The following is a 26993-nucleotide window of genomic DNA, read 5'->3' as shown; positions in this document are numbered from 1 at the left end:
CGTGAGAACTAGTTGAGCCTTTTGTGAAAACATTCACGAGAAGCTCCAAAGGAAAGGGGCCCCTGTGGGCCCCCTTTGTCGTCTGAGTCAAGCGTTTCATGTTAACGCCTTGTAAACAAGGGGTATGTGCCGTTGAAATGCCCCGAAACCGTGAGCGATGCATCACATCAGCCGCCAGTGTCCTCACTGGTATCCGACTATGTCCGGTAGTGTGCCAGTGTGTCAAGACCTCCTGTGAACCCTGCCCAGCCCGCCTTTGGACCGGAGGAAAACGGTGAACCCGGGGCCGGGGCCGGTGCGGCGCGTGCCGCGGGTGCGGCCGGCGCTGCTCACTCTGCTGGAGCACGACCGCCGGGAATCAAGATCGTCTCTCTGGTTGTCGTTGCCGAAGCACTGACGCTGCTCGGTGCGGCTGCCGTCTACGGATACCAACTGGCCATCGGCGCGCCCGTGGCGTCCTTCGCCGGTGCCGTGTTCACCTTGGTCCTGCTCCTGGGGTTCTCTGCCTGGCTCTTCGCCACGGGCCTGTTCCTGTTCCGGGGATACCGCTGGACGCGCGCCGCGGCGCTGGTGGCACAATTGTTCGTCCTGACCATTGGAGTCCCGACGCTGACCGGAGGACTTGTCCTGCCCGGACTGGCCATGGTGCTTCCGGCCCTGGCGGGCATCGTGTTCCTGTTCGACAAGAAAGTCATCGCATTTGCCTCGCGGACCGGCGGGTCTGCTCCGGTTCTCTGACCCGGTTCTCTGGCCCGTGAGTCTGTGTTCGGGGCTGCTCTGCACTCAGGACACCTGTTCTCGGCACCTCCGTTCCGGGCCCATCTGTTCCGGGCGCCGCGATCTGGATGGAATGCATGCTGCCGTCCTGGATGAGCACGGCCCGCCCCGGCGCCCGGGACGGTTCCGAATCGATCCGAAGCCCGAAGAAGTCACCGTCGGTCGGATTCCGGGGCCCAATGAGCAAGCCGTGGCCGTGGTTCCGGGCGCTGAGGCACAGAGGACTCCTGTGCAGCAGCGGTGTATTCATCGAAGCCGTGGCCACCATTGTGAAACCCATCTCATTCAACGCTGACAGCTGTGCTGCCGCCGAGGCCGTCAACTGCTCGGCATCGTCAACAAGCAGGATGCTGCCTCTATGGGGGCCGCGCCCCTGTATCCAGCCATCGGACCCCCCACCGTCCAACTCGTAGCTCGCTGTTTCGCGGACGGCCGAGGACGCCCTCTGCCGGAAGGACGTCCAGAACCGTTCAGGAGTGTCCTTTGGTCCTGGGGCTATCCAGCGGTGGCCCGGATTGAGCGCGGGCAGTACACGCATCAGGCCGGATTTGCCGGAACCGGGACTGCCGAGTGCCAGGAACACGCTTCCCGCAGCCAATCGGACAGACGCGACCTCAAGTTCGTCCCCGCCGATACCAAGGAGAACTGCGTACCTGCCTGCTGCCGCTGCATCAATGTCCGGAGACACCGCCCTCCCTGAGGCAGCGTGGGGCGCACGGGCCAGAACGTCTCCGACCGAGGTGAAGTCGGGGAGCGGTTCCACGCGGAACGGTCTGGATGCAGGTGCCGCCTCTGAATAGGGCCATGGGATGTCCGGCGGAGGCGCGGCAAATTGGGCCACTGCCGTGTTCCCGTCCAGGAAGTTTCCCGCGGCGAGAGCCCTGCCGGCGACGTTGTCCATTGCGCCGAATCGTGGCCAAGCCAGGCGGCTCTCTTCGGTGCTCCCCGTGGGGAAGAACGCGCGGTTTGGCAATGCTGCGAACAGGCGGGACGCCACCAGTTCACGGTCGCCGGAGATGACGACGGTGATGCCCGCGCGGCTGCCGTCCCGGACAATGCCCATCAGGAGATCCTCGGCCTCCGTCGCAGGACCGGAACGGAAAGCGGATATCCACGCCCCCCAATTGCAGACCACAAGTACCAAGGGCACGCGTGCCTCCCGTTCGGGGCGGGCTTGCCGCGAAGCCATCTCGTCGGTCAGACGCTCCAGAATCCGGGCGGCACGGCGGGCCTCGTGAACCCCCGCCGCGGCGCCAACACGGTTCACGGCGAAAGCCCCGGAAAACGAAGAATCGCCGTCCAGGATGTACAGGTGCGCATCCACAGGAGCGGTGGCCAGTACTGACGCGGTGGCCAGGACCGCCTCGGAAACGCCGCTTGCGCCCGGCCCTATCAGTCCAAGATGTCCGTCGGTCGATGGCCGCCACAACAACCTCACCACCTGCTGATCGGCCGGGACGTCAACCAGCCCAAGGCACACTGTGGTCGCCGCTACGGCCTTGCCCTCCGCAGCACGCCGGCCGGGCGGAGGGATCTGCAGGTCCTTGCTGCCCATTGTCAGTGTCGCGGGCAAGGGCGCAGCCACGGGCCGACGCGGTGCTTCTCCGCCTAGCTCCGTCCAAAGCCTTCGGGTCGCCTCGACGATCGGGGTGGCCGCCTGGGCCGGAGTCGACATCGGGCGCGAAATGGCCGTCCTCTGCCCGGCCCTTCCCGCCCGGACTACTCCGATGGCGGTCCGGGCAATTACGGCGGCATGGCTGCTGCCGTCCAAGGGCGAGGTGAGCGATGCAGTCTGAAACAGCTCCGGAGGTGCGGATCCCCGGGCCATGAAGGCGCGGCCCGGGAGCGAAACGGGGATTGCCGCGGCATCCCGCGAGTTGATGACATCCAGAGACTCCATGTCCGATTGCACGCGCAACGCGATGCTTGTGGTGACATTGGCGCGGATATCGGCATTCAAGGCCCCTTGGGGCCGCTGGGTTGCCATGACCAGATGGATGCCCAGCGACCGCCCGATGGCTGCAACTCGCATGAGTTCCGCCAGCGCAGCGGGGGCCTCCTCCACCAGCATCCTGAATTCGTCGACCACCACCAGAAGATGCGGCAATGTTGGCAGGGATGGCGAGGCCAGCTGGCGGTAGGCGGTTAGATCCTGTGTCTTGGCCCGGGCGAGCAATTCCTCCCGGCGCCTGACTTCTGCCCTCAAGGACATGAGCGTCCGATCCAACGCATGCTGGTTCAGGTCGGTCAGCAGGCCAACACAGTGTGGAAGCCCTATGAACGGTCCCAGGCCGGAACCGCCCTTGAAATCAACGAACAGGAAATTAACCCGGTCAGGGGCATGGCTGAGGGACAACGACGTAACCAGTGTCCGGAGGAACTCAGACTTGCCGGATCCGGTGGTTCCTGCAACCAGGAGATGCGGGCCGTCGGTCTGTAAATCCAGGATCGTGGGCCCCGAGGCGCCACGGCCAACGACCGCAAAAAGACCCGACGCGGATTGCCCGTCAGCCCAACGGGCGGCGATGCTCACGGGGTCGTGCGGCAGCAACTCGCCAAGTCCGCATCCATCGGGAATTCCCGATGTTGCTGACGGTGCTTTCGAAGCGGCGGCGACACTTCTGCAGAACCTGTCGAAGACGTCGGCGGGGACGAGGTCCGCGTCAAACTCTGTGGTGCTGCCGCCTGTATGCAGGGCAGCTTGTCTTCCGCCAAGGTCCACTACCGTGTCCGAGGCGTTCGTGTTGGGCGGCTGGGCGAGTACCACGTGCCAGCCTGATTCCTCGGCCACGCGACGCGGATCATCCGCTCCGGTGCCGGCAGCAGCATCGCCCACGAGGAACAGCCACCCCGGAGTTTCCGAACTGGCTGCCAAAGCATGGATAGCCTCGGCCGGATCCGAGCAAAGGAGCGCCCCGGGCAGGAACCTAGCGGCCAAGGGCAGCAGCTCTGCCGGGCCAAGGAGCAGCACAGGCAAACCGGCGCAGATTGGGAATGAAGCCAACTGCATGAGGAACGAGCGAAGCATGCCCTGGACTTTCCGATCGGAACCACTGAGGGTAATGACTCTGTTCGTTGGGTCAAGAGCCAACGGCATGACCCGTTCAGGGGGGCCGAAATCCGGATCAGCCGGCTGGACGCTGATGTTGGATTTCTGCAGGCAGGTGCCTACCCGCAGCCACGCGCCAGTGGTTTCGGTCGCCGCGGGCCTCTTCGCCGGCTGTCTGCTTGCCTCGACAGCCAGCACAGCGGCGCTCGGCGAGCATCGCCGTCGTCGGTCTTCATCCCTGTCGGCTGCCGTGCGAACGGCCTTCCGAAAGGCCCGGCGGTGCCCTCGGCCGGACATCGCCGGCGCCAGCACGGCAACGGCTGAGGCCGCCGTGAACGCAAGGAACATCCAGATGCCGGTAATGAGGGCCATTCCCACACCCAGAACCAGCGGCAGTCCGGCCGTCAGCAATAATTGGCTGCGGTTGCTCCCGTCATGGCTCCGGGGAACGATCAATGGTTCTGCCACACTCCGGCCTGCCTCTGTGAGGTCAGACGTCCCGCCCGGATCGTCGGCGAGCTGGATGGCCATGCGGGAACTCCCGCAGCGGATTTCGGACGCGGTGGAAACCCTGCAACTCCGGATCTTCTGTCCATCCACGCTTGTTCCGTTGGCGCTCTTGTTGTCGGTGACGGTGATGGCGGTATCCGTCACATGAAGCTCGGCATGGTTCCGCGAAATGCCCGGGTCCGGGATGGAAACCGCCGCGTCGCGCCTCCCGATTCTGTATGTCCCACGTTCCAGGGGGACCACAGTGCCGGCTCCTGGTCCGGTGTGGACCACCAGCCGTAGAGGCGGCCGCCGGATCGCCGCGGTCGCCGGAACAGCAGGGGACGGGCCGCCGTCGAGCAGCACAGCGCCGTTGACCAATGGTGCCCTTCCCACTTCCAACACGCTCAGCGGCGTCCCGGCCACGGACAGTTCGCCCGTTGAGAACGTCTGCATGACGGCTGACTCCACCTGGCTTCCCGGCGCGCCGTCGGCAACCTCGATGGACAGCTCTTCGGGTTCTGCGCGGAGGGCGGCAAAGGGGCCGCGGACGAGGGAGCAGTGGAGGGTCATGGTTGGGGTTCTCCCTTCTCCGGGCCGAAGTGCCTTGCCTCTCTGAACCACGGTAGGCGCGGCCCGCCGGAGCTGTCCGCGGTCACCTTCGCTATGTGGACAACTTCATGGGAATCCGGCGCCGGAGTTGAGAGTGGTCGTCTCAGGTAGGCTAGTCGTGCAGTCAATGCGAACCATTGGGCTGCCCCCATTCGAACCAGGAGATTTTGTGACCGCTGACCTTGTCATCGTCGGGTCGGGCTTTTTCGGCCTGACAATCGCCGAACAGGCCGCACGTGAGCTGGACTTGAAGGTGGTCGTCATCGACCGCCGGCACCACATCGGCGGCAACGCCTACAGCGAAACCGATGAGCGGACGGGCATCGAAGTCCACCGCTACGGCGCCCACCTGTTCCACACCTCAAACGAGCGTGTGTGGGAGTACGTCAACCGGTTCACGACGTTCACGAACTACGTCCACAAGGTCTACGGTGTGCACAAGGGCGAGGTCTATTCGCTTCCCATCAACCTGGCCACCATCAACCAGTTCTTCCGGGCCAACCTGACTCCAGGCGAGGCCCAGGCGTTGATCCAGGAACAGGCCGGCGAACTGGCCGGCACGGATCCGCAGAACCTCAACGACAAGGGCATCCAGCTCATCGGCCGCCCCCTGTATGAGGCCTTCATCAAGCACTACACCGGCAAGCAGTGGCAGACCGATCCCAAGGACCTGCCCGCCGGCATCATTTCGAGGCTCCCGGTCCGCTACAACTACGACAACCGGTACTTCAACGACAAGTACGAAGGCTTGCCCACGAACGGCTACACGGCTTGGATCGAAAAGATGGCGGAGCACCCGAACATCGAGGTCCGCCTGAACACCGATTTCTTTGACGAGTCCCACGAGTACTCCAAGAACAAGGTTGTCGGGAAGATCCCGGTCGTGTACACGGGGCCGGTGGACCGCTACTTCGATTCCGTCGCCGGTGACCTTTCCTGGCGCACGATTGATTTCCAGGAAGAGATCCTCGACGTCGGAGACTTCCAGGGAACGTCGGTGGTCAACTACAACGACGACGACGTGCCCTACACCCGCATCATCGAACCCCGCCACTTCCACCCGGAGCGTGCATACCAGACGGAAAAGACGCTCATCATGCGCGAATTCTCGCGCTTCGCTGAAGAGGGCGATGAGCCGTACTACCCCGTCAACACTTCCGATGACCGCGAGAAGCTCCTCCAGTACCGGGACCTCGCTGCCGCTGAACCTGGCGTTTTGTTCGGCGGACGGCTTGGCACCTACAAGTACCTCGACATGCACATGGCCATCGGATCTGCGCTTTCGATGTTCGACAACAAGATCCGTCCGCATTTCGAAAGCGGCGTCGAAATCGAAAGCGGGGGAGTGGACGCGTGACGCATTCCGAAGACCAGCAGTGGATGACCCTGCAGCGTGTGATCCTGCCGCCGGAATCCCAGATGGACACTCTCTCGCTGTACGTCGATGCGGGGCCGGCCAACGGGATCCAGCTCAGGGAGAACGATGAATTCGCCCGGAATCCCAAGTCGCTTGAAGAGAAACTCCATCTGGTGAGCTCGGGCGGGCACGACGTCCACTTTGAAGACGTGCTGTCGCGCCACTCGCTGCTTTTGCGTGCCGGAGAGCAACTCTCCTTCGGCACGTACTTCAACGCCTTCCCGGCGAGCTACTGGCGGCGCTGGACAACGCTCCGCACGGTTCGCCTCACCGTTCGGACGAGCGGCCACGGCACCATCACCGTGAACAAGTCCAACGCGAGGGGCACGCTCCAGCGCGTGGACGGTGCACGCGTTGAGGGTGCCACCGTCACGGTCTTTGACCTCCCTGTGAAGCCATTCGGCGACGGCGGCTGGTACTGGTTCGATCTTGCCTCCAGCCGCGAAGACCTGATCCTGGAATCAGCCGAATGGCAGGGTGCGGACCACGGCAAGGCGCCGGGAGCGGTGACGCTTGAGATCACCACCATGAACAAGCCGGAATTCTGCCTGAACAACGCCCGGATCCTGTCCGAGAACCCTGAAGCGCTGGAGCATGTGCGGGAGGTCCTCATTGTGGACCAGGGCACCGACAAGGTTGCCGACTACCCGGGCTTCGCCGAAATCGCCGCTGCCCTCGGGGGCAAGCTCCGCATCATCGACCAGGAAAACCTGGGCGGCTCTGGCGGTTTTGCCCGTGGGATGTACGAAGCCGTTGAGAACGGCAGTGACTATGCGCTGCTGCTGGACGACGACGTGGTCCTTGAACCGGAGAGCATTAACAGGCTCCTCACCTTCGCGGATTACTGCAAGAAGCCGACCATTGTCGGCGGACACATGTTTGATCTGCACAGCCGCAGCGTCCTGCACACTTTTGGCGAGGTCGTCGACCCCTATCGGATTGTGCCTGCCGAACCGCATGCCGACATGGAAATGCGGCACGACTTCAGCGTGGCCAACCTCCGGCAGACCCCTTGGCTGCACCGACGCGCCGACGTCGACTTCAACGGTTGGTGGATGTGCATGATCCCGACGGCGGTCATCCGTGAGATTGGCCTGCCGCTTCCGCTGTTCATTAAGTGGGACGACATCGAATACGGTCTGCGGGCTCACGAGGCCGGCTTCCAGACGGTCTCCCTGCCGGGCTCCGCGGTCTGGCACGTCTCATGGGTGGACAAGGACGACCTTGTCGGTTGGCAGGCGTACTATCACGGACGCAACCGGCTGATCATTGCGATGATCTACAGCCCGCATGCCAAGGGTGGCCGGACCATCCGGGAATCCTTCCAAGCCGACGTGAAACACCTCGTGTCGATGCAGTACTTCACGGAGCACGGACGCCTCGATGCCCTGGAAGACCTGTTCCGTGGGCCGGACCATCTGCACGCGAACATCGGCTCGAAGCTGCCGGAGATCAACGGACGCAAGGGCTCCTACTCAGACGCCCAGATGCACGAAGACGTTGACGAGTTCCCGGCTCCCGCATTGGGCCGCGGGCCCTCGGGCATCAAGCCGATCGGCATGCCGAACAAAAAGGACCTGGTCAAGTGGGGCGTCACCACGGTGGCCCGCCAACTCATCAAGAGCCCGGCTCCAGAGTCGGCTGAACGCCCTCAGGGCTTCCTGGCACACCGAGATAACAAGTGGTTCCGGCTTGCGCACTACGACAGCGTGGTGGTCTCAAATGCAGACGGTACGGCGTCTTCCTGGTACAAGCGTGATCCGAAGAAGCTGAAGCGTATGCTGGTCCAGGCGGGCCAGCACCATGCGCGCCTTTACCGTCAGTGGGACCAGTTGGCTGCGGATTATCGGGAAGCGGTGCCGCGGATCACGTCATTCGAGGCCTGGCGGAAGACCTTCGGACTGGACGAACGGCAGGGGCGCTAGGTGCCGTCCGCTGCCGGTGAGCTGACCCAGCCTGGCCGGGGTCGGGGCATCATCGATGTCTACAAGCACAAGTTCCTGCTGCAGCTGCTGGTCCGTAAGGAGATCAAGATCCGCTATCGCGGCTCTGTACTTGGACTTCTGTGGTCCTATGTCAAGCCGCTGATGCAGTTCTCCATCTACTTCGTGGCCCTTGGCGTCTTCCTTGATATGCAGCGCGGCACTCCGAACTACGCGATTTACCTGTTTGCAGGAATTGTCTTGGTCAACTTCTTCACGGAGTCCCTGGGCAACGCCACCCGGTCCATCGTGGACAACAGGGACCTGATCCGGAAGATCTACCTGCCCAGGGAACTTTTTCCGGTTTCCACCGTGTGGGTCTCCGCAGCACACCTGGTGCCCCAACTGGTGGTTCTGGGTGGCGCCTGTCTTCTGGCCGGGTGGAGGCCCTCCTTCTGGCAGCTGTTGGCCGTTGTGGGCGCTCTCGCCCTCATCGCGATCCTGGCCACCGGCCTGGGACTGCTTTTTGGCGCAGCCAATGTCTATTTCCGTGACTCCGAGAACATCGTGGACATGATTCTCATGGTTGTCACCTGGGCATCGCCGGTGCTCTATGTCTGGCCAATGGTAGAACGCGTCATGGGTCCTTGGTTCTTCCTCTACCAGCTGAACCCGGTGACGGTTGCGGTCGAGATCTTCCACTGGGCGTTCTGGTCTCCGACGCTGAACGCCGAGCAGGCAGTTGCCATCGCGTTGCCGCCGGATCTGCTGTCCGTCTGGTTCCCTGTGGCCTTCGGCATCGCGGCCCTGGTACTCCTGGTCGGCCAGGTCGTCTTCATGAAGCTTTCTATCCATTTCGCGCAGGAGCTCTGACATGACTGCACCCGTTGGTGTTTCCGAGACCGTTGCGATCACCTGCCGGAATGTGCGCAAGAAGTTCGTGCTGCGGCACACGCGTAGCATGAAGGAGGCCATTGTCTGGCTTCTTACGGGCCGCAAGGGCGATCTCTCCAAGAGGTTTGACGCACTGAAGGATGTTTCGCTCGATGTGGAGCAGGGCGAGACTGTGGCGTTGCTGGGGCTTAACGGCTCGGGCAAGTCCACGCTGCTGAAGCTGATTTCGGGCGTCCTGCAGCCGGACGAGGGCACGGTGCACACGCGTGGCCGCGTGGCGGGCCTGATTGAAGTCGGGGCCGGCTTTCACCATGATCTGAGCGGCCGTGACAACGTCTATCTCAATGGAGCCATCCTTGGCATGAGCCAGAAACAGATCGACGAAATGTTTGACTCGATCGTAGAGTTCGCGGAAATCGGTGAGTTCATCGACACCGAGGTGAAGTTCTACTCCTCGGGGATGTATTTGAAACTGGCGTTCTCGATCGCTGTGCACACGGACCCCGAGGTTTTCCTCATCGACGAGATCCTTGCCGTCGGTGACGAGCCGTTCCAGCGCAAATGCATCATCAAGATCAACGAGCTGGCGGCTGCCGGGAAAACGCTGTTCGTGGTCAGTCACGACCTGGATCTGGTGGCTTCCGTGTGCAAGCGCGGTGTCTTGCTCGAACATGGCGAAGTCATCATGGACGGCGAAGTCCATGAGGTCGTGGCAGAACTCCGACGGCGGTCAGCCGCGTAGGCGGTGATCAACCACTGATCAGCCGGCCGGGCAGGCCGTCAGTTCGTAGAGGCGGGCCTGGCCTTCCTGCAGCACCAGTCTGAAGGACGGCGATGCGGCAAGATTTTCCAGCCCGGGGAACGAATGCCTGTTGCCGTGGACTTCTTTGTCGCCGAAGTCCAGTACGAACCGGACGTTTTCGGCGGAGGCCGCCGCGCAGACGTCGGGATAGCCCGGTGCATCGCGCAGATGCTGGTTGAGGAGGTTCTCGTTGCCGGTTGTAGCCGTCAGGATATGTTTCGCCGTTGTCTCGCGCTGGGCCAGTGCGTAGGCCAGGGCGCCACCGGTCCACGGATTGACCGCGATGACTGCATCGGCCGGAACCACAGCGTCCAGCTGCGAAATGAGACGGTGCTCGTCCGTTGACAGCAGCGGGGAAGCCGCGTTTTCATCGTAATTGGCGCGTGCGGACGCTACCGCCCCGGTCACAGGAGGGATAAGGCCAGCCACGCCGGCGATGCCCAGCAGGGCGAGAAGGCTCCCCCGCACGAGTTTCCGCCAACTTGAGTGGGTTAAGGCGGCAGGGAAGCGGCGCTTGAGCAGCGCCATCAAGGCAGCAAAGCCGACCGCGGCAAACGGGACAGCAACCAGCGGCAGCAACGCGGCAATGCGGTAGCTGTCGTTGTACCAGACACCTGTCAGTAGACTGCGGAGCCGGCTAAAGGGCGCTGCTGAGACAACCATGAACAGGAACGCAACGATCACGAACCCGCCGATGAGCCACGTGCGGCTCAGACGCCGCATCGAGACCGCCAGGCCAATGAGCATGAGCACACTGACCGTCAGCGCCAGAGGCTTGCCCATGGCCGAGTTGCTCAGTATCTGCAACGCAGCCCGCGCTGGGGACTGGATGGGCGGCCAGAATGCGGCATCTTCGGGAGGCCGGATGACTTTCCAAAGTACGGCGACAGTGGCCAATGCGAGGAGCAGCCCGAGGCTAGCCACGATCCACCCACGTCGACGGAAGAGGTTCTTCGACGGCCAGTAGCGTACGAGGTAGCTTTGCAGTACCAAGGGGATCGTCACAGCGAGCAAGGACATGAGGCCGTTGGGATGCGCCAGGGCCAGGCCCGGCAGCATCAGACACGGGATAAGGAACCGCGAAGTGACATGCACCTCGTACTCCTCGGCGCGCCGGAACAGCCATGCCATGGCGCCAAGAGCGGCAGGAAGAAGACTGATTGCCAGAAAATTCGGGTAGAGAACGCCGAAGTCCAACAGAAGCAACGGGAATCCGGAAAAGAAGGCGGACAGGACCCCGGCAGCGGCGACGGCCAAGGGTTGGGCTCCTGCAAAGACCCTCGTCAACAGCATGCACCCCAATGGCCAGATAAGGGCCGCTACAGCGATATTGAGCATGTTGACCGCGAGGACCAGCGGTGCACCCGTGACCGTGACCAGGAGAGCGGCCAGATCGTGCCAGGCTGCGGGATAGAAGTACGGAGGATTGTCCCCGCTTGTCATCGCCGACATCGTCAAGGACGAGGCGTTGCCGGTGTCGAGGATGTAGCGGACGCTGTTCAGATGGAAGACGTTGTCGAACGTCTGGGAGATGTTCGCCGGATGTCCAAAGGCCAAGGCCAACTGGACGACGACCACCGCGGCGCCAAGCAGGTACGCCGGAACGGTCAGACGCCAGCTGGGGCGTGGGCGCCACCTGGCGGTTGCCTCCCGTACTGCGGACTTGCCCTGTGTCAGGACGCGGATGCCCAGCACAAGAGCTGCGGCAAGCAATGAGCAGACAAGCACGGCCGCAAGTGACCAAGGCAGGTGCAGCCAGGGGGCCACTACGGCGGTTGCTGCGACTATCGTGACCGTGATCGCAGGCGCCGTGGCTGCTGCCGCCAGGCCTCGAAGACCAGCAGCTGCCGATACCAGTGCGCCCGGGAAGAGAAGCAGGGCAACCGCTGCGAGGAGGAGCGGTGCTGCATCGAGCCACGCCACGCTAGATGGTCTGGTCCAGAAGCCCCAGCAAGTAGGAACCGTAGCCGCTCTTGACCAAGGGTTCGGCCCGCTGGCGCAGTTCGTCGTCGGTCAGGAAGCCGTTGCGCCATGCGATTTCTTCAGGTGCGCCGATCTTCAGGCCTTGGCGGTTTTCGACCGTCCTGATGAAGTTGGAGGCGTCGCTCAGATCGTTGAATGTGCCGGTGTCCAGCCAGGCGGTGCCGCGCGGCAGGATCTCGACCTGCAGCTTGCCCCGCTCTAGGTATGTCCGGTTGACGTCGGTGATTTCCAGCTCGCCGCGCGCGGACGGCTTCAGGTTCTTGGCGATTTCGATGACGTCGTTGTCATAGAAGTACAGCCCTGGCACTGCGTAGTGGCTGCGTGGCTTCTCGGGCTTCTCTTCGAGCGAGAGGGCCTTGCCGTCCTCGTCGAATTCCACGACGCCGTAGGCCTTCGGGTCCTTGACCCAGTATCCGAACACGGCGCCGCCGTCGATGTCGGCGTGCCGGCGCAGTTGGGTGCCCATGCCTTGGCCGTAGAAGATGTTGTCCCCCAGGACCAAGGCAACGGTCTCGTCGCCGATGTGCTCGGCGCCGAGGACAAAGGCCTGCGCCAGACCGTCCGGGGAGGGCTGCTCGACGTACGTCAGGTTGACGCCGAACTGGGAGCCGTCGCCCAGGAGTCGCTGGAACTGCTCGGCGTCGTGCGGGGTAGTGATGATGAGAATGTCCCTGATTCCGGCCAGAATCAGCGTGGAGAGAGGGTAGTAGATCATGGGCTTGTCGTACACAGGAACCAGCTGCTTGCTGATTCCCAGGGTGATCGGGTGAAGCCGGGATCCAGTTCCGCCGGCAAGGATGATTCCACGCATGCGCTCAATCCTTCCGTACAGGGCGCCCTACGGCAAACCAGCGACCCGCCCAGGTTGCATGCCAGGACGGTAACGTCGACCGGGTAGCGGCCAGGCGCAAGGTAGAATTGGCGGTCTGGACAACGTCACGAAGGAAGCCCGGGATTGAGCACAGCAGTACTGAAGCCGAATGCAATTCCAGCCCCAGTGATAGGGAGCCGGCTTGATCCGCGTGGAAACAGCCTCAACCTGATCCGGCTTGTTCTGGCATTTATGGTGCTCCTGGCCCACAGCTGGCACATCGTGGGGGACGGCAATGGATGGGGATTCCGCGGAGAAAACCTTGGCGGCTGGGCCGTCGCAGGTTTCTTTGGTATCAGCGGCTATTTGATTACGGCCAGCAGGTTCAGCAACAGGATCGGACCCTACCTCGTCCACCGGGTGGCCCGGATCTTTCCGGCGTTCATTGTGTGCTTGGTGGTAATGGCCTTCGGATTCGCACCGATCGCCTATGTGATCCAACATGGGTCCCTGCAGGGTTTCCTACATGCTCCCACGACGCCGCTGAACTCGATCTTCGCAAACATGACACTTCATATCGTCAGTTATGACATCGCCGGGACCCCCGCCGGCGTGCCCTATGCGAAGGCCTGGAACGGTTCCTTGTGGACGCTCTATTTCGAGTTCCTGTGCTATCTGCTGGTGGCGCTCATTGGGTTCCTTCCGCTCTTCAAGAAAACGCCGTGGCCAATCATTGGTGCCTTTGCGATGAGCGTGGTGATCTGGGCCAACATTGACTCCCTGAAGCCTTACCTGCAGTCGAACTTGGATTTTGAGCTCGCAGCCCGTTTGGTCCCGTACTTCCTCGGCGGCGCGGTTGTACAGGTGTTGAGCTCCCGGGTAGGAATCCACAAGGTCGCTGGACCGGTGGCCATTGTGCTGGCCGGTTTGTCCATCTTCCTGGTGGACGGATTCGGCGGCCAGCTCGCGGCGCCATTCATTGCCTATGGCCTGCTCTGGATCTCCACTTGGCTGCCTCAACCGGCCTTAGTGGCACGGCACGACATCTCCTATGGTGCCTACATCTATGCTTTCCCTGTCCAGCAACTGTTGGCCGTGTTCGGTGGCTACCATTGGGGCGTCTGGTGGTTTACGCTCGCCGCCACGGTATGCACCATTCCGCTGGCTGCGGCCAGCTGGTTCTTCGTGGAGCGCCCGGTCATGCGCCGTGCAAAGAAGAGCGCCTAGCTCGGGTGACCGAACGGGGCCGTCTTCAGACCGGAGGAATTAACGGTGAGGCCGGGGTTTCTCAGAGCCTGTTCCTAAACCTTGGTGGCAGGCGTTGCTAGTGATTCTGGTCATGGTCCAGCGGACCATGGCTTGGTGTTGGGCGGGTAGCCGTTCGTGGTCGCGTACGCAGTGGCGGTGCCGTGCGATCCGGGCCAAGGTCCGTTCAACAACCCAGCGGCGGGGCGGGGCGGTGAAGCCTTTCGTGGCATCGGTGCGTTTGACGATGGCCAGTGCGAGGTTCAGGGGGTCATTGGCCCAGAGCGCGAGTTTGCCGGCATGGCCGCAGTCCGCCCACACGGGCCAGGCACGGCGGCAGGAAGCGGCGAGTTGTTCGAGTAGCGGCTTTGGCCCCGTCGCGGTCCTGGACCGAGGCTCCGGTGATGATGACGCACAGCAGCAGGCCCATGGTGTCGGCCGCGATGTGGCGTTTGTGGCCGTTGACCCTCTTGCCCGAGTCATAGCCGCGGGTACCGGCCCGACGGCCTCGGCACCGCGGACCGATGCCGAATCGATGATGGCCGCGGTCGGGGCGGCCTCCCGGTCCTCGGACGGCCACACCCGGATCCGCATCGTGTCCAGGACTGCGTCGGGGCCCCTGCCGCCTCCCAGAGGGTGAAGTACTTGAACACGGTCGAATAGGACGGGAAGTCCGCCGGCAGTGCCCGCCATTGATCTCGTAGTCGACACGTAGAAGATCGCATCGACAATGGACCGGCGGCAATGGGACTCAGGCCGTCCGCCGGCGCCGCTGAGGAAGGCCGGATTCGGTAGCAGCGGATCGATCACGGCCCACTGCCAGTCCGTGGTATCGGACGGATGCCGGTGCGGCATGCCGGCGTGGAAGGGAACGAACCTGCAGCACCGCGACGTCCTGAGGTGGGGGTTTTGGCACGGGTGTAGCAACTAGCACGAAGGAACTCCTGCGAACGGGACGATCCAGACAATCACCGGGCTAACAGGAGTTCCTCCCGATTAACAGCCGCCACGCCGCGCAACAGGTCAACGACTCTATGGCCAGGGTTTAGGAACAGGCTCTAAGGAACGCCGGCCTCATCGGTCGATCAACCGAGCCGAATCAGCCGATCAGCAACGCCGAGGCCCAACAAGTACTGGTAAACGGGTTCAAACAGTTCGGGATCCACGATTGCGTACAATGTGGAGTTTCGGGTCAGGATTCGGCCGATGACCTCAGGAGCCTGGTTGTAGTCCTTGGCGAGGTCCACGAGGTCAAAGCTAAGATCGGTCGTCGCCGATGAGGACATGCCACGCATGCCCCATTGCCAGCGGGCGGCCAGAATAGGATCGACCGTTCCAGGTCCAGGGATGTAAACCGTTGACGCTGGTTGGGGCAGCCGGGCGCTCTGCAGGAGCCGGGGCACGAAAGCAGGGGTGCTGTGCACGCGAGTCTGCTGATCGGACATGTCCGTCAGCGGACGGGCCGTCGCCGGAAGGCCCACGGCCTGCAGTCCTGGAACCGAAAAGCCGAAAACCTGAGTTGCCGTGACCGCCAGGACGCACAGCGCTAGTGTCAGGCCGCGCCGGCGGACGTGGCCGTCTGCCGGCACAGGCGGCGGGATCAAAGTGGCTGCCGCTGCGACGATCAGCGGCCAGGCCACCAGCAGCAGCGCAATCAGGTATTTGTAGAAGTAGTACGAAATGGCACCGTTTTGGACACTTTGCGAGACGGCCAGCCAGATGCCGAGGGCAATCGGTATGAAAAGCCCCGCTGAAGCCCTGGAAACATCCAATCGTTCCTCCCGGAGCCGTAAGGAATCCGTACGGACGGCAAGGGAGCGGTTGGCGAAGCCCAACACCAAAGCCAGGATGATCGCCACCAAGGCGAGCCCAAAGTCCGGATACGCGATGCCACCTTGAGCCTCCAGGATGTGCTGGCTTTGTTCGATAAGGGGCGAAATCTGAATGATCGGAAGCGCTATGCCCAGCATGCTGACGCTGATGCACGCCGAGGAAAGTATCCACCACCGCCGGCTATAGCTGCCGCGTTGGCGAACGACCGTCCATAGCCTGATCCCGAGCACGACGGCCAGAAGGGACACAAGCAAGAGCCAGTTGTTGCAGATACTGACAAGACCTGCGCCCACTGCGGCAACGCCAATGACGGGGACGCGGCGCTGGAACGTCAGAACGGCAAGCACCGTTGCGGTCGCCATGCCGCAGGCGAGGTAGAAGTTGGCGAAGCCTTCATATGCAGGTATGGAGCCAGGGCCATAGATCCAGGCGGCCATGGCGATGGCGATTCCGCTTGCCATCACGGCTGCCCTTCGCCGCACGGCAGGCAGCGCGCAAAGCCCGGCCGCGACAATCAGTACCGTCAGGACACTGCAGACGGCCTGGAGGTTCATGAAACCGACTAGCTCGCTGTCCACGCTGGTATATGACGGACGAAGAAGATCGGACATTGTGGCAAGCAGAGCATGAAATCCTTGCGGGTACTCGGCGAACCCCCAAGCGTCTCCTGCTGTACCTTGCGGAATAGTCGGGATGACCTCGCCATGGCGGCGGATCATGTAGTAGATGCTGAAATGGGACTGGTAGTCCCACCTGCTCGTAAGGACCGACAAGGCGTCAATCGGAGACCGGATCGTCACCATGGTGCCCAGCGAAAATGCCGATAGTAGGGCGGAGAGGAACGGTATTGTGTCAATCCAGCGGGCACGAGGGACCAGATTGCGGATACGCTGGGCGGGAAACTTCGCCAATCCGATCCACCAAGCGATGATCCCGGCGAGGGCCGCTAGTAGCAGTGTTCCGTGGTCGGTGCCCATCACGCGTTCAGGCAGCCACCAGGTCAGGGGCACCAGGCCGGCCAAGATCAGCCCGTTGAAGAGGACGCGTTGGGACATCACACGCGCAGTGGGCAACAGCAGCACAAGGGCGGCAGCAAGGATGAGTGCCGGTGTTCCCTGCAGGAGGCCGGTTGTCCTGAGTGCAACGACGGTACCAACGACGATTGCGAGGGCCAGTATTCCGCGTGAGTGCCGACGAAGCTGCGGCCCCGGTGCTGTTGCGTTGCGGGGCGTTCTCGCACCGGCACGTCGCCGGAGACACTGCTGGTCGTTGGTGTCGGTGCTCACGTGCGGTTTTCCCCAATTGGTAAAAGTGAAGCCCTGGTAGCGATATGGATGATGCATTGCGGTGGTCTGGCTCAATCGGCCCACGTGGTTCCCCTTGCATGTGGGCCGAGCGGAAACCGGGCGGGACCCGGAGAGGTGTTGCTTGGCGCAGCCTAGCTGGGGCGCCGGCCGGACAGGCCGCGCATTCCATCTCGGATCCCGTTGAGGGCGTTGGCCAGCCGGACCTGCCGGCGCGGGGCAAGCAATGTGACGATGGCCAGATGACGGTAGTCCGCCAAGAAGCCTTTCAAGGTCCACAGCGTGAACCGGCGGCCGTACTGGCGCGCCAGCAGGATCCGGTTCCGGAAGAGGTAGTAGTAGCGCCAGTCAGCGGCCGTGCGTACTTTGAGTGGTTTGCCGCCGAAGGAAAGGTCCCGGCCGAAGAGTCGGGCCGTGGCTGGCGTTCCCAGAGCATGGTCCAAGGCGGCGTCCGGAGCGATGACGGCACGTAGTCCGTCAGCGGTGCACCGCAGATAGAACTCGCTGTCCACTCCGTCGATGAAGAGGCTGGACTGAAACAGGCCCAGCTGCTCCAGCACAGGGATCGGAATGAGGAGCCCTGACTGGATAGGTTCGCCGCCGAGCTGAACGCCGTTCATGACCGGGCCGCGTCGGACTGGGAGCCCCCTGACAGAGCCGGGGGCCACCATTCCCACCGGAACTTCGGCAGCCAGAGCCGCCGCAGCAGCTGTCTGCAGAGCGGCGACGTAACCGTCGTCGAGCAGTGAGTCCTGATCCATGGTGAGGATGTAGTCGGGCTTCGTGGCCCACGACAGCACCGTGGAAATGCCAGCATTCAGCGCGGCAGCAATACCGGAGTTTTCAGCAAGTCGCTCCACATGGCAGCCCAAGCCGGCCAGTTCGTCAAGGATCCGTGTGGGATCCTGGGGGCTTCCGTCGTCCACGACGACCACGGCGTCCACTTGTTTAAGAAGCGCCGCGGCGTTTGCCAGCACGCCGTTAGACGGGTCAAACAGGGAAACGATAGCGACAGTCGCGGGCAACGTCCTTTCTCCGTCCGGGTCAGGCGGGCTGAACGTCGGGCTGGGCGTCAATCCAGTTGGCGAGACGCTCGATGCCTTGGGCCAGGTTGTACTGAGGCGTCCAACCCAACACCTCTTCAGCAGCGGAGACATCGGCCCAGGCGTGGCGGACATCGCCTTGGCGGTACTGTCCCGTAACGTGCGGTTCCGGCGCGTTGTAGTGCGCTGCGATGAGCTTGGCCGCGGTTCCAATGGTCTGGAATTCCCCGGACCCGATGTCCATGGGCTCGCCTTGGACGGTTGGCGACACAGCACCGGCAACGATCGCGGAAGCGACGTCGTCGATCAGGATGAAATCACGGCGGACGTCACCGTCCTCGTACAGGGGAATGGATTTCCCACCCATGGCGATGCGGCAGAACAGACTCATGATCCCGGTGTACGGGTTGATGAGCGACTGGCCCGGGCCATAAACGTTCTGCAGCCGAAGGACAACGGTTTCCACTCCGAAGGACTTGGCCCAGGTCTGGAGAACGTGTTCCTGAGCGAGCTTGGTCGCGCCGTAGACGCTGACGGGCGCCGGGAACGTTTCCGAGGCCTTCATCGCCACGGGCGTAGCCTTTGGGAAGTCCCACTGCGATCGGTCCAGGGTCTCGCTCGTCCGCTGGCCCGGGTAGAAGCGGGTTCCGTCCGCTTTCTGCCAGGCTCCTTCGCCGTACACGGCGCGGCTTGAAGAGAGCACAATACGGCGCGGCAGGCGTCCGTGGCGGTTCAGCCCGTCAAGCATCTGCGAGGTTCCCACCACGTTGACATGCGTGTGGCGCGTGGACTCCTGGAGCGACTGGCCGGTGCCGGTTTCGGCGGCCAAATGGATGACGACGTCGGGGGTCACTTCAGCAAGGACCGCGTCCCACGTTGCAGCCTCGGCTACGTCGCCGATGATGAGTTCGGCTCCGGCATTGAGTTCCGTGGGCCGGCTACCGCTTGCGTGGATCTGCGGGTGCAGGTTGTCGACGACAACGACGCGGTCGAAGGCCTCAACTAGGGAAGCAGAAATGGCGCAGCCGATGAAGCCGGCACCGCCGGTGACGAGTACAGTACCGCCGGGCCGTGAGACGTTTGAGGGAGCAGTCACTGATGGACCTTTCGTTCCTTTCGGCTTATTTGCCGAAGACGTGGCGGGCGAGTGCTTTGACTGCCTGCGGATTACGGTTCACTGCGGCACTGGGCAGCAGGTAGAGTGCGTGGGCGCGGGACGTGAGCCTCAATTTCGCCGAACGGGATGCTTTAAGCCAGCCAAGGTCTTCTGCCTGGCTTGCTGCGACTGCAAAGTACTCTCGCTCCCCGGCAAACCTCGAGCCATCTACCAGCTTGGTGGACGAGGCGCTGTTTGAATGTCTCCGGTACTGGAAACACACGGTCGGTTCGATCAGGAGTTGATCACCTTTGAAGATCATGTCCATGATCAGGGCAAGATCCTGGATGATGGGGAATCCTTCCCGGAATTCCACGTCGCGGATCTTGTCCGTCCTGAACGCCAGCGATGGCCAATACAGCCAGTCGCCGTGCATCAGGTTGCGGGCGATGGTCTCGCCTGCCACGATCCTGCTGGAGCTGCCCCGGGGCTTTATCAGACGTTGCTTCACGGCGTCGACGAGCGTCTTGACCCGCTGTCCATCCTCATCGATGACTTCGACGCCGGGCTGGATGACTGCGGCATTGGGAAAGCGCTTGTGTGCCTCGAGGATCACGTCCACGTAGTTGGGAAGAAGAACATCATCACAGCCGAGAATCACCATGACTTCCTGTGTTGCCATGGCAACACAGGTTCGGTAGTTCTCGGTGATCCCGGCATTCTGATCCTTGCGGATGTACTTGATCCGGGGATCCGCGATGCCCTCCACGAAGTCCTTGATTTCCAAAGTGGGATAAGCGTCGTCGACAACAGTCAGCAGCCAATCCGGGCTGTCCTGGGACAAGACGCTGTTGACCGTTTCCCGCATGTAGCCGGGGTCGCCCCAGTAAGGGATGAAGATATCGAGTGGCATTTAGTTGTCGGGACCTTCGTTTGAGGCGTCGGCAGCGCCGATGATGGGGCGGGTGCGGAAATCCGTTCCGATGGTGTTGCCGCGTGGCGGCAACGTTGACGCAGGCAGGGCCTCGATCTGTGAGCGCAGGATGGCCACTTCTTCGGCGAGAGTCCGGGTTTCGTCCTCCACGACGGAGATCTCCCAGGACAAATGCAGGCAGACGCCCATCAGCATGAGAATGCTCATTATGAAGAGCAGGTTGGAGGGTAGCTGCACGCCGACGAATTCAGCCACGATGTTCAGCAGACGCGGGAAAGCTGCAAGAACCAAGGTGGCGATGCCGACCACCAGCCACAACGCGGCGTACTTTTCACGCAGTTTCTTGCGGCGGAGCATTTCGATGACCATCGCCACGATGACGAGGGCCAGTAGGAAGGCAGCAATGTTGCCCATGGCTATGCTCCTGTCAGGTCGTGTGCGGTGGACGCAATGTGGGATCGCTTGCGCGTCAGGGCAAAGAAGAGGGCGAAGACTGACCGGCCGAGGTAAATCGCAGCCTTGACGGGGTTGTGGCTGGGCTTCCCGCCCCTTCGGGCACGCATCTCAACGGGGACCTGGGTGACCTTGCAGCCGGAACGGACGGCAACCACGAGAGAGTCAATGGTGTCGCCCAAGTATTCGGCGGGGTAGTGATCCAGGTATTGGTCTATTGCGCGCTCGTTGCCGGCCCGGAAACCGCTGGTGACATCGGTCAACCTGGTCCTTGCCAAGGAGGAAATCACACGTGCAAGGAACACCATTGCCCATCTGCGTGGTCCTGAGACCGTGTAGTTTCCACGGTCCGCGAAACGCGCACCGATGGAGATGTCTGCATGGTCCAAGCCGGCCAGGACATCGTCAATGTTCCGGGGGTCGTGCTGCCCGTCTGCATCAACCTGGATGACCCTCTGGTAACCCAAACGGCGGGCATATTTGAATCCTGCCCGCATCGCGCCGCCCACGCCGAGATTGAAGGGCAGGTGCAGGACTGTTGCGCCCGCAGCTGCCGCTATCTGCGCCGTGTTGTCTGTGGAACCGTCATTTACGACCACGACATCGTAACGGTCGCTTGTCTCCAGTACCTCTCGAACGGTTTCGCCGATTGCCTCGGCTTCGTTCCACGCGGGCATGATGACGAGAACTCGTGGGGGGACAGTGGGTTCCATGGTGTCCAAACTATATCAACTTCGGGAGCCTCCTAAAGCCGGAGGCAGGGCGGGGCGGGATGGCTAGGTTGGCCTTTCAGCGGATCGAATGCTCAAGCTTTTCCGGAATCCTCCCGGTCCTGCCACGGAAACCGTCGGCAAATCCGGCGGCGGCGGCGTGAAGGAGCTTGCCGCGGCCAGGACTGAATGCGAAGCGGAGCAGATGCGCCTTCGACTCTTCCAGCAGCCTCAAAGCGACCCACCGCGGGTAGCGTCGCCAGTACCGGCGGCTGAGGACCGTGCCGTTGCGGCAGATGTAGTAGACCCTGCTGGGGGAGTGGTAGTTGTACGAAATCTCGCGGCCGAGTGCTTTGACCGGAATGCCGAAGAGTGTCCCGGGGCGGCGTTGTCCAAGGTCGTGTTCGATATCACAGTCTTGGCCCACCAGGACAGACATCCCGGCGGCGCGGATCCGCATTGTGAATTCCGAATCCACGCCGTCGATGAAGAGGTTCTCGTCGAACGGTCCGACGCGCTCGATAGTTGACCTGGGGATGAGGAAGCCCGACTGCATCGGATCGAATGCCTCGATGTAGTCGCCCTTCACGGCCAGGACGGGAACAGGGTGTCCGCTGTAGGACGCCGCACAGATGAACCCTGTATCGAAGCCGCTTCTTGTGGCGGCATCAAGTGTGGCCAGCGCCCGGTCAACGTAATGGTTGCCGATCCGGGAGTCCTGATCCAAGGTGAGATAGAAACCCGGGGCCCCGAGATCGTTGGCAGCGCGCAGGCCCGCATTGAGCGCTGCTGCTATGCCCGAGTTGCTGCCTTGCCGGACGATCGTGGCGCCTTCTGCCGACAGCCGGTCAAGAACCGACATGGCGTCCGGACGGGATCCGTCGTCGACCACGACAACCTGCTGGACCTGCTGCCGTAGCAGAGCCACGGTTTCCACCAGGGACTCCGGGGGGTTGTACGCGGCAACAATGGCCGTTACTGAGATGGCCTGTTCAGTCGGCGGCATGGTCCAGGATTCTTTCTTGTTTGAGGTGCTTGAGGCCGGGAATGAGCAGTGCAACAAACAGCACGGCTTCACTCAGGGCCATGCCCAGGGCAATTCCGGTGGCGCTTCCCGCCATGCCGGCGGCAACCATCGCTGCAACGCCGAGCACTGCAGAGACCAGCGTCCAACGAAGAACAAGGGATTGCAGCCCGGCCGGGATCAGGATGTTGCGTATGAACGGTGTGCTTGCACTGAGGAATGCAAACGAGAGTCCATAGTAGGCGCACAGCTCCGTGCTGGCTTGGGCCTTGCCAGCAAAGAGGACGCCACTCACGAAGGGGCCGGCAACGGTGAGAATGGCGGCTCCCAGCACGCCGAGGCCAGCGTGGGCCAGTATTGCCGTGATGTGGCGGACGCGTTGGTTTGTGGCGCCATGTTCGATGGTCCAGCCTTGGAAGGTGTTGCCAAGCGCGACGACGGTGAACAATCCGAAACGGTAGAGCGTATCCGCAGACGCGAGGCTGCCGGAAGCCACAGGGGCGGTCGTGGCAGTGGCGATGGGCGCTGGCGTTGAAGCATATGCGTTGCCGGCAAGGCTGATGCCGGCGGTTTTGGCTTGTGACCCCAGTTCATCCAACGTCGCGCGGAGATTGATGGGCAGCCACTGTCCTCCGGAGGAGTATTTGCGGTGAAAAACCACCAGGGACAAGACCATCATGGCGGCCGTCAGCATGGTGTAGACCCAAAACTGGTGCGTCAGCAGCAACAGTGGGGCGGCCAAAAGGGTTGCAATGAAGCGTGGAAGGGTATCGAAGACGGCAAGCAACTTGGGCTGGCCGGCGCCTATGCAGAACCACGCTGGCGAAAGTCCGGCCAAAGCAACGGCCAAGCACATGGCTGCGGCCTCCGTGGCGAACTCAGGCACGGCAACCACGGTCGCTGTGAGTGCTGCTGCGGGCAGCACGATGATCATCAGCAGCAGCCGTGTGCGCACGCTGCTCAGGTAGATTTCGCCTCGTTCGCGGGCATTGGCTGCCCTGGCAATGGCAACGGGTCCGTCGACGTTCCATCCCCACAGCAACACGGTGGCAGCAAAGGTTCCGATCGCCTGTCCCGAAATCACGCTCGAAATACCGTAGCCGCCAACAAGACTGGAGGCCACCGGCAGCAACAGAAGCGGAGTGATCAATGACAGGAGGGGAAGAGCCGTAAATCCGGTCAGGCGGAGCAATACGGTTTTCATTCCTGGTTCTGTCCTTGCTGATCTGGAGGCGTTCCTCGATCTTACGTGATGCCCGGCCGCCGCTGGCCGGACATCACGGCCGCGGCCCCCGGCCCCGCTGCTCCCGGGTGGGTCGCATAGGATGAAGCCGGGCTCCGCCGAGTCCATTTGAATGCCACCACAAGGAACAGCGAGTCCATGAGCTCTTCACAGCCAATCGGCCCGGCCGGACCACGCCGTGCCAGCGTGTGCATGGCCAGTTACAACGGCTCGGCCTACATTGAAGAACAGATTGCCTCGATCCTCGAGCAACTGGACGCATCCGATGAACTGGTGATCGTCGATGATGCCTCCAGCGACGGCACGCCGGGAATGATCCGGAGTCTTTCCGACCCACGCATCCGACTGATCGAAGCAACTGCCAACCAGGGGTATGTAAGGTCCTTTGAACAGGCGGTCCTGGCGAGCCGTGGAGAGTACATTCTGCTTGCGGACCAAGACGATGTCTGGATTCCGGGGCGTCTCGCGCGGATGCTGGACGCACTAAAGTATTTCCAGGTTGTTGCCAGTAACTTTGACGTGCTGGGCGGCGGCCCCAGGCCTTCGATTCCCCGTCTGCGCAGCGAGGACTCCTCGCACCGGGCCGCGAATCTGCTGGGCATCATGGTTGGTTACCGGGCCTACTACGGCTGCGGAATGGGCTTCCGCCGCGAACTGCTGGACGTCTTCACACCTGTGCCGGCATACCTTCGGGAATCCCACGATCTGTGGTTGGCGATTTGCGGGAACGCTGCAGGCTCCATTGCCCATCTGGATGAATCCACGTTGCTGCGGCGAATCCACGGAGAGAATGCCACGCCACAAGGTTGGCGGGCACCCGCCACGATCTTGCGGGCACGCGTTGTGCTGGTTCGCCTGTTGTTCGAAGGGTTTCGGCGCGCGACGACGCGACGCAAGTGACGCTGTAGGGGCCGGTAAGCTGTTGGGATGCAGAAACTTCTGGTCACCGGCGGTGCCGGCTTTATCGGTTCGAACTTTGTCCACTACGTCCTTGAGAACACCGCGGACAGCGTCACTGTGTTGGACAAGCTGACGTATGCCGGAAACCTGGAGTCCCTGGGCGGTCTGCCTTCGGACCGTTTCCGTTTTGTCCAGGGCGACATTGCGGATGCGGCTCTGGTGGACCAGCTGGTCGCCGGCTGCGACGTCGTCGTGCACTACGCGGCGGAGTCCCACAACGACAACTCCCTGCATGATCCGCGCCCGTTCCTGGACACCAACATCATCGGCACGTACACCCTGATCGAGGCGGCCCGCAAGCACGACAAGCGTTTCCACCACATCTCCACGGACGAGGTCTACGGCGACCTGGAACTGGACGACCCGGAGCGCTTCACCGAAAACACCCCGTACAACCCCTCGAGCCCGTACTCCTCCACCAAGGCTGGCTCCGACCTCCTGGTCCGCGCCTGGGTCCGCTCCTTCGGGCTGCAGGCCACCATCAGCAACTGCTCAAACAACTACGGCCCGTACCAGCACGTCGAGAAGTTCATCCCGCGACAGATCACCAACGTGATCGACAGGATCCGACCCAAGCTCTACGGCAAGGGCGAGAACGTCCGCGACTGGATCCACGCCAACGACCACTCTTCCGCCGTCCTGGCCATCATCGATAAGGGCATCATCGGCGAGACCTACCTCATCGGTGCCGACGGCGAAAAGAACAACAAGGAAGTCGTCGAGCTCATCCTCGAGCACATGGGCGAGCCCCGCGACGCCTACGACCACGTCGTCGACCGCCCCGGCCACGACCTCCGCTACGCCATCGACTCCGCCAAGCTCCGCAACGAGCTGGGCTGGAAGCCCGAGTTCTCCAACTTCGACGCCGGCATCGAGGACACCATCGCCTGGTACCGGGACAACGAGGACTGGTGGCGGCCGCAGAAGGCCCAGACCGAAGCCAAATACAAGGAACAGGGCCAGTAGAGCATGTCGATTGAGTTCTCGAAAAAGCTGGCCGCGCACGAAACGCCCATTCCCGGCGTCGTCCTCTACGACCTTCCGGTCCACGGCGACAACCGCGGCTGGTTCAAGGAAAACTGGCAGCGCGAGAAAATGCTGGCCCTGGGCCTGCCGGACTTCCGCCCCGTCCAGAACAACATCTCCTTCAACGAGACGGCCGGGACCACCCGCGGCATCCACGCCGAGCCCTGGGACAAGTTCATCTCCGTGGCCACCGGCAGGATTTTCGGCGCCTGGGTGGACTTGCGCGAAGGCCCGTCCTTCGGCGCCGTCTTCACCGCCGAACTGGACCCCAGCCAGGCGATCTTCATCCCCCGGGGAGTGGGCAACGCGTTCCAGACCCTTGAGGACAACACGGCCTACACGTACCTGGTCAACGACCACTGGTCCGCCGACGCGCAGGGGCAGTACACCTTCCTGAACCTCGCCGACGAGACCGCCGCGATCCGGTGGCCGGTTTCCCTGGAGGAGGCCGAGCTCTCGGACAAGGACAGGGCCCACCCGCGCCTGGCCGAGGTGGTACCGATGCCTCCGAAGAAGACCCTCGTGGTGGGTGCGGACGGGCAGCTGGGCAAGGCCTTGCGGGAACTGTACGGCGGCGATGCGTCCGTGGAGTTCGCCGGACGGGCGGAGTTTGACCTTTCAAGTGAAGCCTCCTTCACGGAGAGGAACTGGAAGAGCTACTCCACGATCATCAACGCCGCCGCCTACACCGCCGTCGACGCCGCGGAAACCGCCGAGGGACGGGCCGCTGCCTGGGCCATCAACGTCACCGCCGTGGCGCGCCTGGCCCGGACTGCCGTCGAACAGGACCTCACGCTGGTGCACGTCTCTTCTGACTACGTCTTCGACGGCACCACGGAAAGCCACGACGAGACCGAAGCGCCCACGCCCCTGGGCGTCTACGGACAGACCAAGGCGGCCGGTGACGCCGTCGTCAGCGTCGTTCCCCGCCACTACATCGTGCGGACCAGCTGGGTCATCGGCGAAGGCAACAACTTCGTGCGCACCATGGCGTCCCTGGCCGGCCGCGGCGTTGAACCCTCAGTGGTCGACGACCAGATCGGCCGGCTCAGCTTCACCCAGGACATCGCGGCAGGCATCCGGCACCTGCTGGACTCCGGGGCCCCATACGGCGTCTACAACCTCAGCAACGGGGGAGAAGCACAGTCCTGGGCGGATATCGCCGGAGATGTATATGAACTGACGGCCGATTCCCGCGCCGCAGTGACGGGAGTCAGTACGGAAGAGTACTTCCGCGGCAAGACAGTGTCACCCCGCCCGGCCAACAGCGTTCTGGACCTTTCGAAGATCAAGAACACCGGATTTGAGCCCCCCAGTGCCAAGGATCGTCTGCAGGAGTACTTGGGGCACCGGCACTGACATAGCT

At 62.6% G+C, this 26993-nt stretch carries 21 protein-coding genes; 9 read left to right on the top strand and 12 right to left on the bottom strand.

The annotated features are described in order from the left end of the window. Window positions 1-219 precede the first annotated feature (219 nt). Window positions 220-738: a hypothetical protein gene (locus tag NVV90_RS13845; protein WP_309304061.1), complete on the top strand. Its 519-nt coding sequence runs from the start codon at window positions 220-222 to the stop codon at window positions 736-738. Here NVV90_RS13845 and NVV90_RS13840 read toward each other — a convergent pair. After that, window positions 692-4888, bottom strand: a complete 4197-nt coding sequence (locus tag NVV90_RS13840; RefSeq protein ID WP_258437852.1) for an FtsK/SpoIIIE domain-containing protein — start codon at window positions 4886-4888, stop codon at window positions 692-694. The two genes, NVV90_RS13845 and NVV90_RS13840, sit on opposite strands and share 47 nt — an antisense overlap. Window positions 4889-5096: 208 nt before the next feature. On the opposite strand from NVV90_RS13840, the gene glf reads away from it, so the two are divergent. From glf to NVV90_RS13820, 4 genes are read left to right on the top strand one after another with little or no spacing between them, the layout of a single operon-like run. After that, window positions 5097-6284 (top strand): UDP-galactopyranose mutase, encoded by a 1188-nt coding sequence (gene glf, locus NVV90_RS13835; RefSeq protein ID WP_258437851.1) that lies wholly within the window; start codon window positions 5097-5099, stop codon window positions 6282-6284. A gap of 23 nt (window positions 6285-6307) precedes the next feature. Next, window positions 6308-8269 (top strand): glycosyltransferase, encoded by a 1962-nt coding sequence (locus tag NVV90_RS13830; RefSeq protein WP_258441179.1) that lies wholly within the window; start codon window positions 6308-6310, stop codon window positions 8267-8269. Beyond that, entirely contained in the window at window positions 8270-9139 is an 870-nt protein-coding gene (locus NVV90_RS13825; RefSeq protein ID WP_258437850.1) for an ABC transporter permease, read from the top strand. It begins immediately after the preceding gene. Between the two features lies 1 nt (window position 9140). Next, window positions 9141-9902, top strand: coding sequence for an ABC transporter ATP-binding protein (locus tag NVV90_RS13820; RefSeq protein WP_258437849.1), 762 nt, complete (start codon window positions 9141-9143; stop codon window positions 9900-9902). Window positions 9903-9920: 18 nt separating this feature from the next. On the opposite strand, the gene NVV90_RS13815 is transcribed toward NVV90_RS13820, so the two are convergent. Next, window positions 9921-11885 carry a DUF6541 family protein gene (locus NVV90_RS13815; RefSeq protein ID WP_309304060.1) on the bottom strand — a complete coding sequence of 655 codons (1965 nt, stop codon included), beginning with the start codon at window positions 11883-11885 and terminating at the stop codon, window positions 9921-9923. A 1-nt stretch (window position 11886) separates the two neighbouring features. After that, window positions 11887-12756: a glucose-1-phosphate thymidylyltransferase RfbA gene (gene rfbA, locus NVV90_RS13810; protein ID WP_258437846.1), complete on the bottom strand. Its 870-nt coding sequence runs from the start codon at window positions 12754-12756 to the stop codon at window positions 11887-11889. A 144-nt stretch (window positions 12757-12900) separates the two neighbouring features. Between rfbA and NVV90_RS13805 the strand changes: the two genes are divergently transcribed. Next, the gene (locus tag NVV90_RS13805) at window positions 12901-13983 is read left to right on the top strand and encodes an acyltransferase (protein ID WP_258437845.1); all 1083 of its coding nucleotides are present in this window, start codon (window positions 12901-12903) and stop codon (window positions 13981-13983) included. Window positions 13984-14272: 289 nt separating this feature from the next. Here NVV90_RS13805 and NVV90_RS21105 read toward each other — a convergent pair whose 3' ends face one another. The 9 genes from NVV90_RS21105 to NVV90_RS13765 form a co-directional block, all read right to left on the bottom strand. Then, entirely contained in the window at window positions 14273-14581 is a 309-nt protein-coding gene (locus tag NVV90_RS21105) for a transposase (protein ID WP_396125308.1), read from the bottom strand. A gap of 505 nt (window positions 14582-15086) precedes the next feature. After that, entirely contained in the window at window positions 15087-17204 is a 2118-nt protein-coding gene (locus tag NVV90_RS13800; protein WP_258437844.1) for a hypothetical protein, read from the bottom strand. Window positions 17205-17272: 68 nt separating this feature from the next. Beyond that, complete coding sequence (locus tag NVV90_RS13795; protein ID WP_258437843.1) at window positions 17273-18115, bottom strand: glycosyltransferase; 843 nt, start codon at window positions 18113-18115, stop codon at window positions 17273-17275. A 67-nt stretch (window positions 18116-18182) separates the two neighbouring features. Further along, complete coding sequence (locus tag NVV90_RS13790) at window positions 18183-19277, bottom strand: NAD(P)-dependent oxidoreductase (protein WP_258437842.1); 1095 nt, start codon at window positions 19275-19277, stop codon at window positions 18183-18185. A 25-nt stretch (window positions 19278-19302) separates the two neighbouring features. Next, window positions 19303-20190, bottom strand: a complete 888-nt coding sequence (locus NVV90_RS13785; protein ID WP_258437841.1) for a glycosyltransferase — start codon at window positions 20188-20190, stop codon at window positions 19303-19305. Continuing rightward, window positions 20191-20625: a DUF2304 domain-containing protein gene (locus tag NVV90_RS13780; protein ID WP_258437840.1), complete on the bottom strand. Its 435-nt coding sequence runs from the start codon at window positions 20623-20625 to the stop codon at window positions 20191-20193. A 2-nt stretch (window positions 20626-20627) separates the two neighbouring features. Further along, on the bottom strand, window positions 20628-21377 hold the full coding sequence (locus NVV90_RS13775) for a glycosyltransferase family 2 protein (RefSeq protein WP_258437839.1): 750 nt from the start codon (window positions 21375-21377) through the stop codon (window positions 20628-20630). A gap of 76 nt (window positions 21378-21453) precedes the next feature. Next, the gene (locus tag NVV90_RS13770) at window positions 21454-22380 is read right to left on the bottom strand and encodes a glycosyltransferase (RefSeq protein ID WP_258437838.1); all 927 of its coding nucleotides are present in this window, start codon (window positions 22378-22380) and stop codon (window positions 21454-21456) included. Then, complete coding sequence (locus NVV90_RS13765) at window positions 22367-23590, bottom strand: polysaccharide biosynthesis protein (protein WP_258437837.1); 1224 nt, start codon at window positions 23588-23590, stop codon at window positions 22367-22369. The genes NVV90_RS13770 and NVV90_RS13765 overlap by 14 nt, the downstream gene beginning before the upstream one ends. 189 nt (window positions 23591-23779) lie before the next feature. On the opposite strand from NVV90_RS13765, the gene NVV90_RS13760 reads away from it, so the two are divergent. The 3 genes from NVV90_RS13760 to NVV90_RS13750 are packed head-to-tail and all read left to right on the top strand — an operon-like array spanning window position 23780 to window position 26986. Beyond that, a complete protein-coding gene (locus NVV90_RS13760) occupies window positions 23780-24541 on the top strand; it encodes a glycosyltransferase (protein WP_258437836.1) in 762 nt (253 codons plus the stop codon). 27 nt (window positions 24542-24568) lie between these two features. Beyond that, complete coding sequence (rfbB, locus tag NVV90_RS13755) at window positions 24569-25567, top strand: dTDP-glucose 4,6-dehydratase (protein WP_258437835.1); 999 nt, start codon at window positions 24569-24571, stop codon at window positions 25565-25567. Window positions 25568-25570: 3 nt separating this feature from the next. Further along, complete coding sequence (locus NVV90_RS13750) at window positions 25571-26986, top strand: bifunctional dTDP-4-dehydrorhamnose 3,5-epimerase family protein/NAD(P)-dependent oxidoreductase (RefSeq protein ID WP_258437834.1); 1416 nt, start codon at window positions 25571-25573, stop codon at window positions 26984-26986. Window positions 26987-26993: the final 7 nt, after the last annotated feature.

The sequence above is a fragment of the Arthrobacter sp. CJ23 genome (assembly GCF_024741795.1).
Classification (GTDB): domain Bacteria; phylum Actinomycetota; class Actinomycetes; order Actinomycetales; family Micrococcaceae; genus Arthrobacter.
Note: the sequence above shows the minus strand (reverse complement) of the source record. Positions and strands in the feature narration are given on the sequence as shown.

What these genes read in the sequence shown, in the direction of transcription:
- NVV90_RS13820 (WP_258437849.1), top strand. Translation starts at nt 9,141, where the DNA reads ATGACTGCACCCGTTGGTGTTTCCGAGACCGTTGCGATCACCTGCCGG.
- NVV90_RS13770 (WP_258437838.1), bottom strand. Translation starts at nt 22,380, where the DNA reads ATGCCGCCGACTGAACAGGCCATCTCAGTAACGGCCATTGTTGCCGCG.
- NVV90_RS13830 (WP_258441179.1), top strand. Translation starts at nt 6,308, where the DNA reads ATGACCCTGCAGCGTGTGATCCTGCCGCCGGAATCCCAGATGGACACT.
- NVV90_RS13760 (WP_258437836.1), top strand. Translation starts at nt 23,780, where the DNA reads ATGAGCTCTTCACAGCCAATCGGCCCGGCCGGACCACGCCGTGCCAGC.
- NVV90_RS13775 (WP_258437839.1), bottom strand. Translation starts at nt 21,377, where the DNA reads ATGGAACCCACTGTCCCCCCACGAGTTCTCGTCATCATGCCCGCGTGG.
- NVV90_RS13840 (WP_258437852.1), bottom strand. Translation starts at nt 4,888, where the DNA reads ATGACCCTCCACTGCTCCCTCGTCCGCGGCCCCTTTGCCGCCCTCCGC.
- rfbB (WP_258437835.1), top strand. Translation starts at nt 24,569, where the DNA reads ATGCAGAAACTTCTGGTCACCGGCGGTGCCGGCTTTATCGGTTCGAAC.
- NVV90_RS13780 (WP_258437840.1), bottom strand. Translation starts at nt 20,625, where the DNA reads ATGGGCAACATTGCTGCCTTCCTACTGGCCCTCGTCATCGTGGCGATG.
- rfbA (WP_258437846.1), bottom strand. Translation starts at nt 12,756, where the DNA reads ATGCGTGGAATCATCCTTGCCGGCGGAACTGGATCCCGGCTTCACCCG.
- NVV90_RS13750 (WP_258437834.1), top strand. Translation starts at nt 25,571, where the DNA reads ATGTCGATTGAGTTCTCGAAAAAGCTGGCCGCGCACGAAACGCCCATT.
- NVV90_RS13785 (WP_258437841.1), bottom strand. Translation starts at nt 20,190, where the DNA reads ATGCCACTCGATATCTTCATCCCTTACTGGGGCGACCCCGGCTACATG.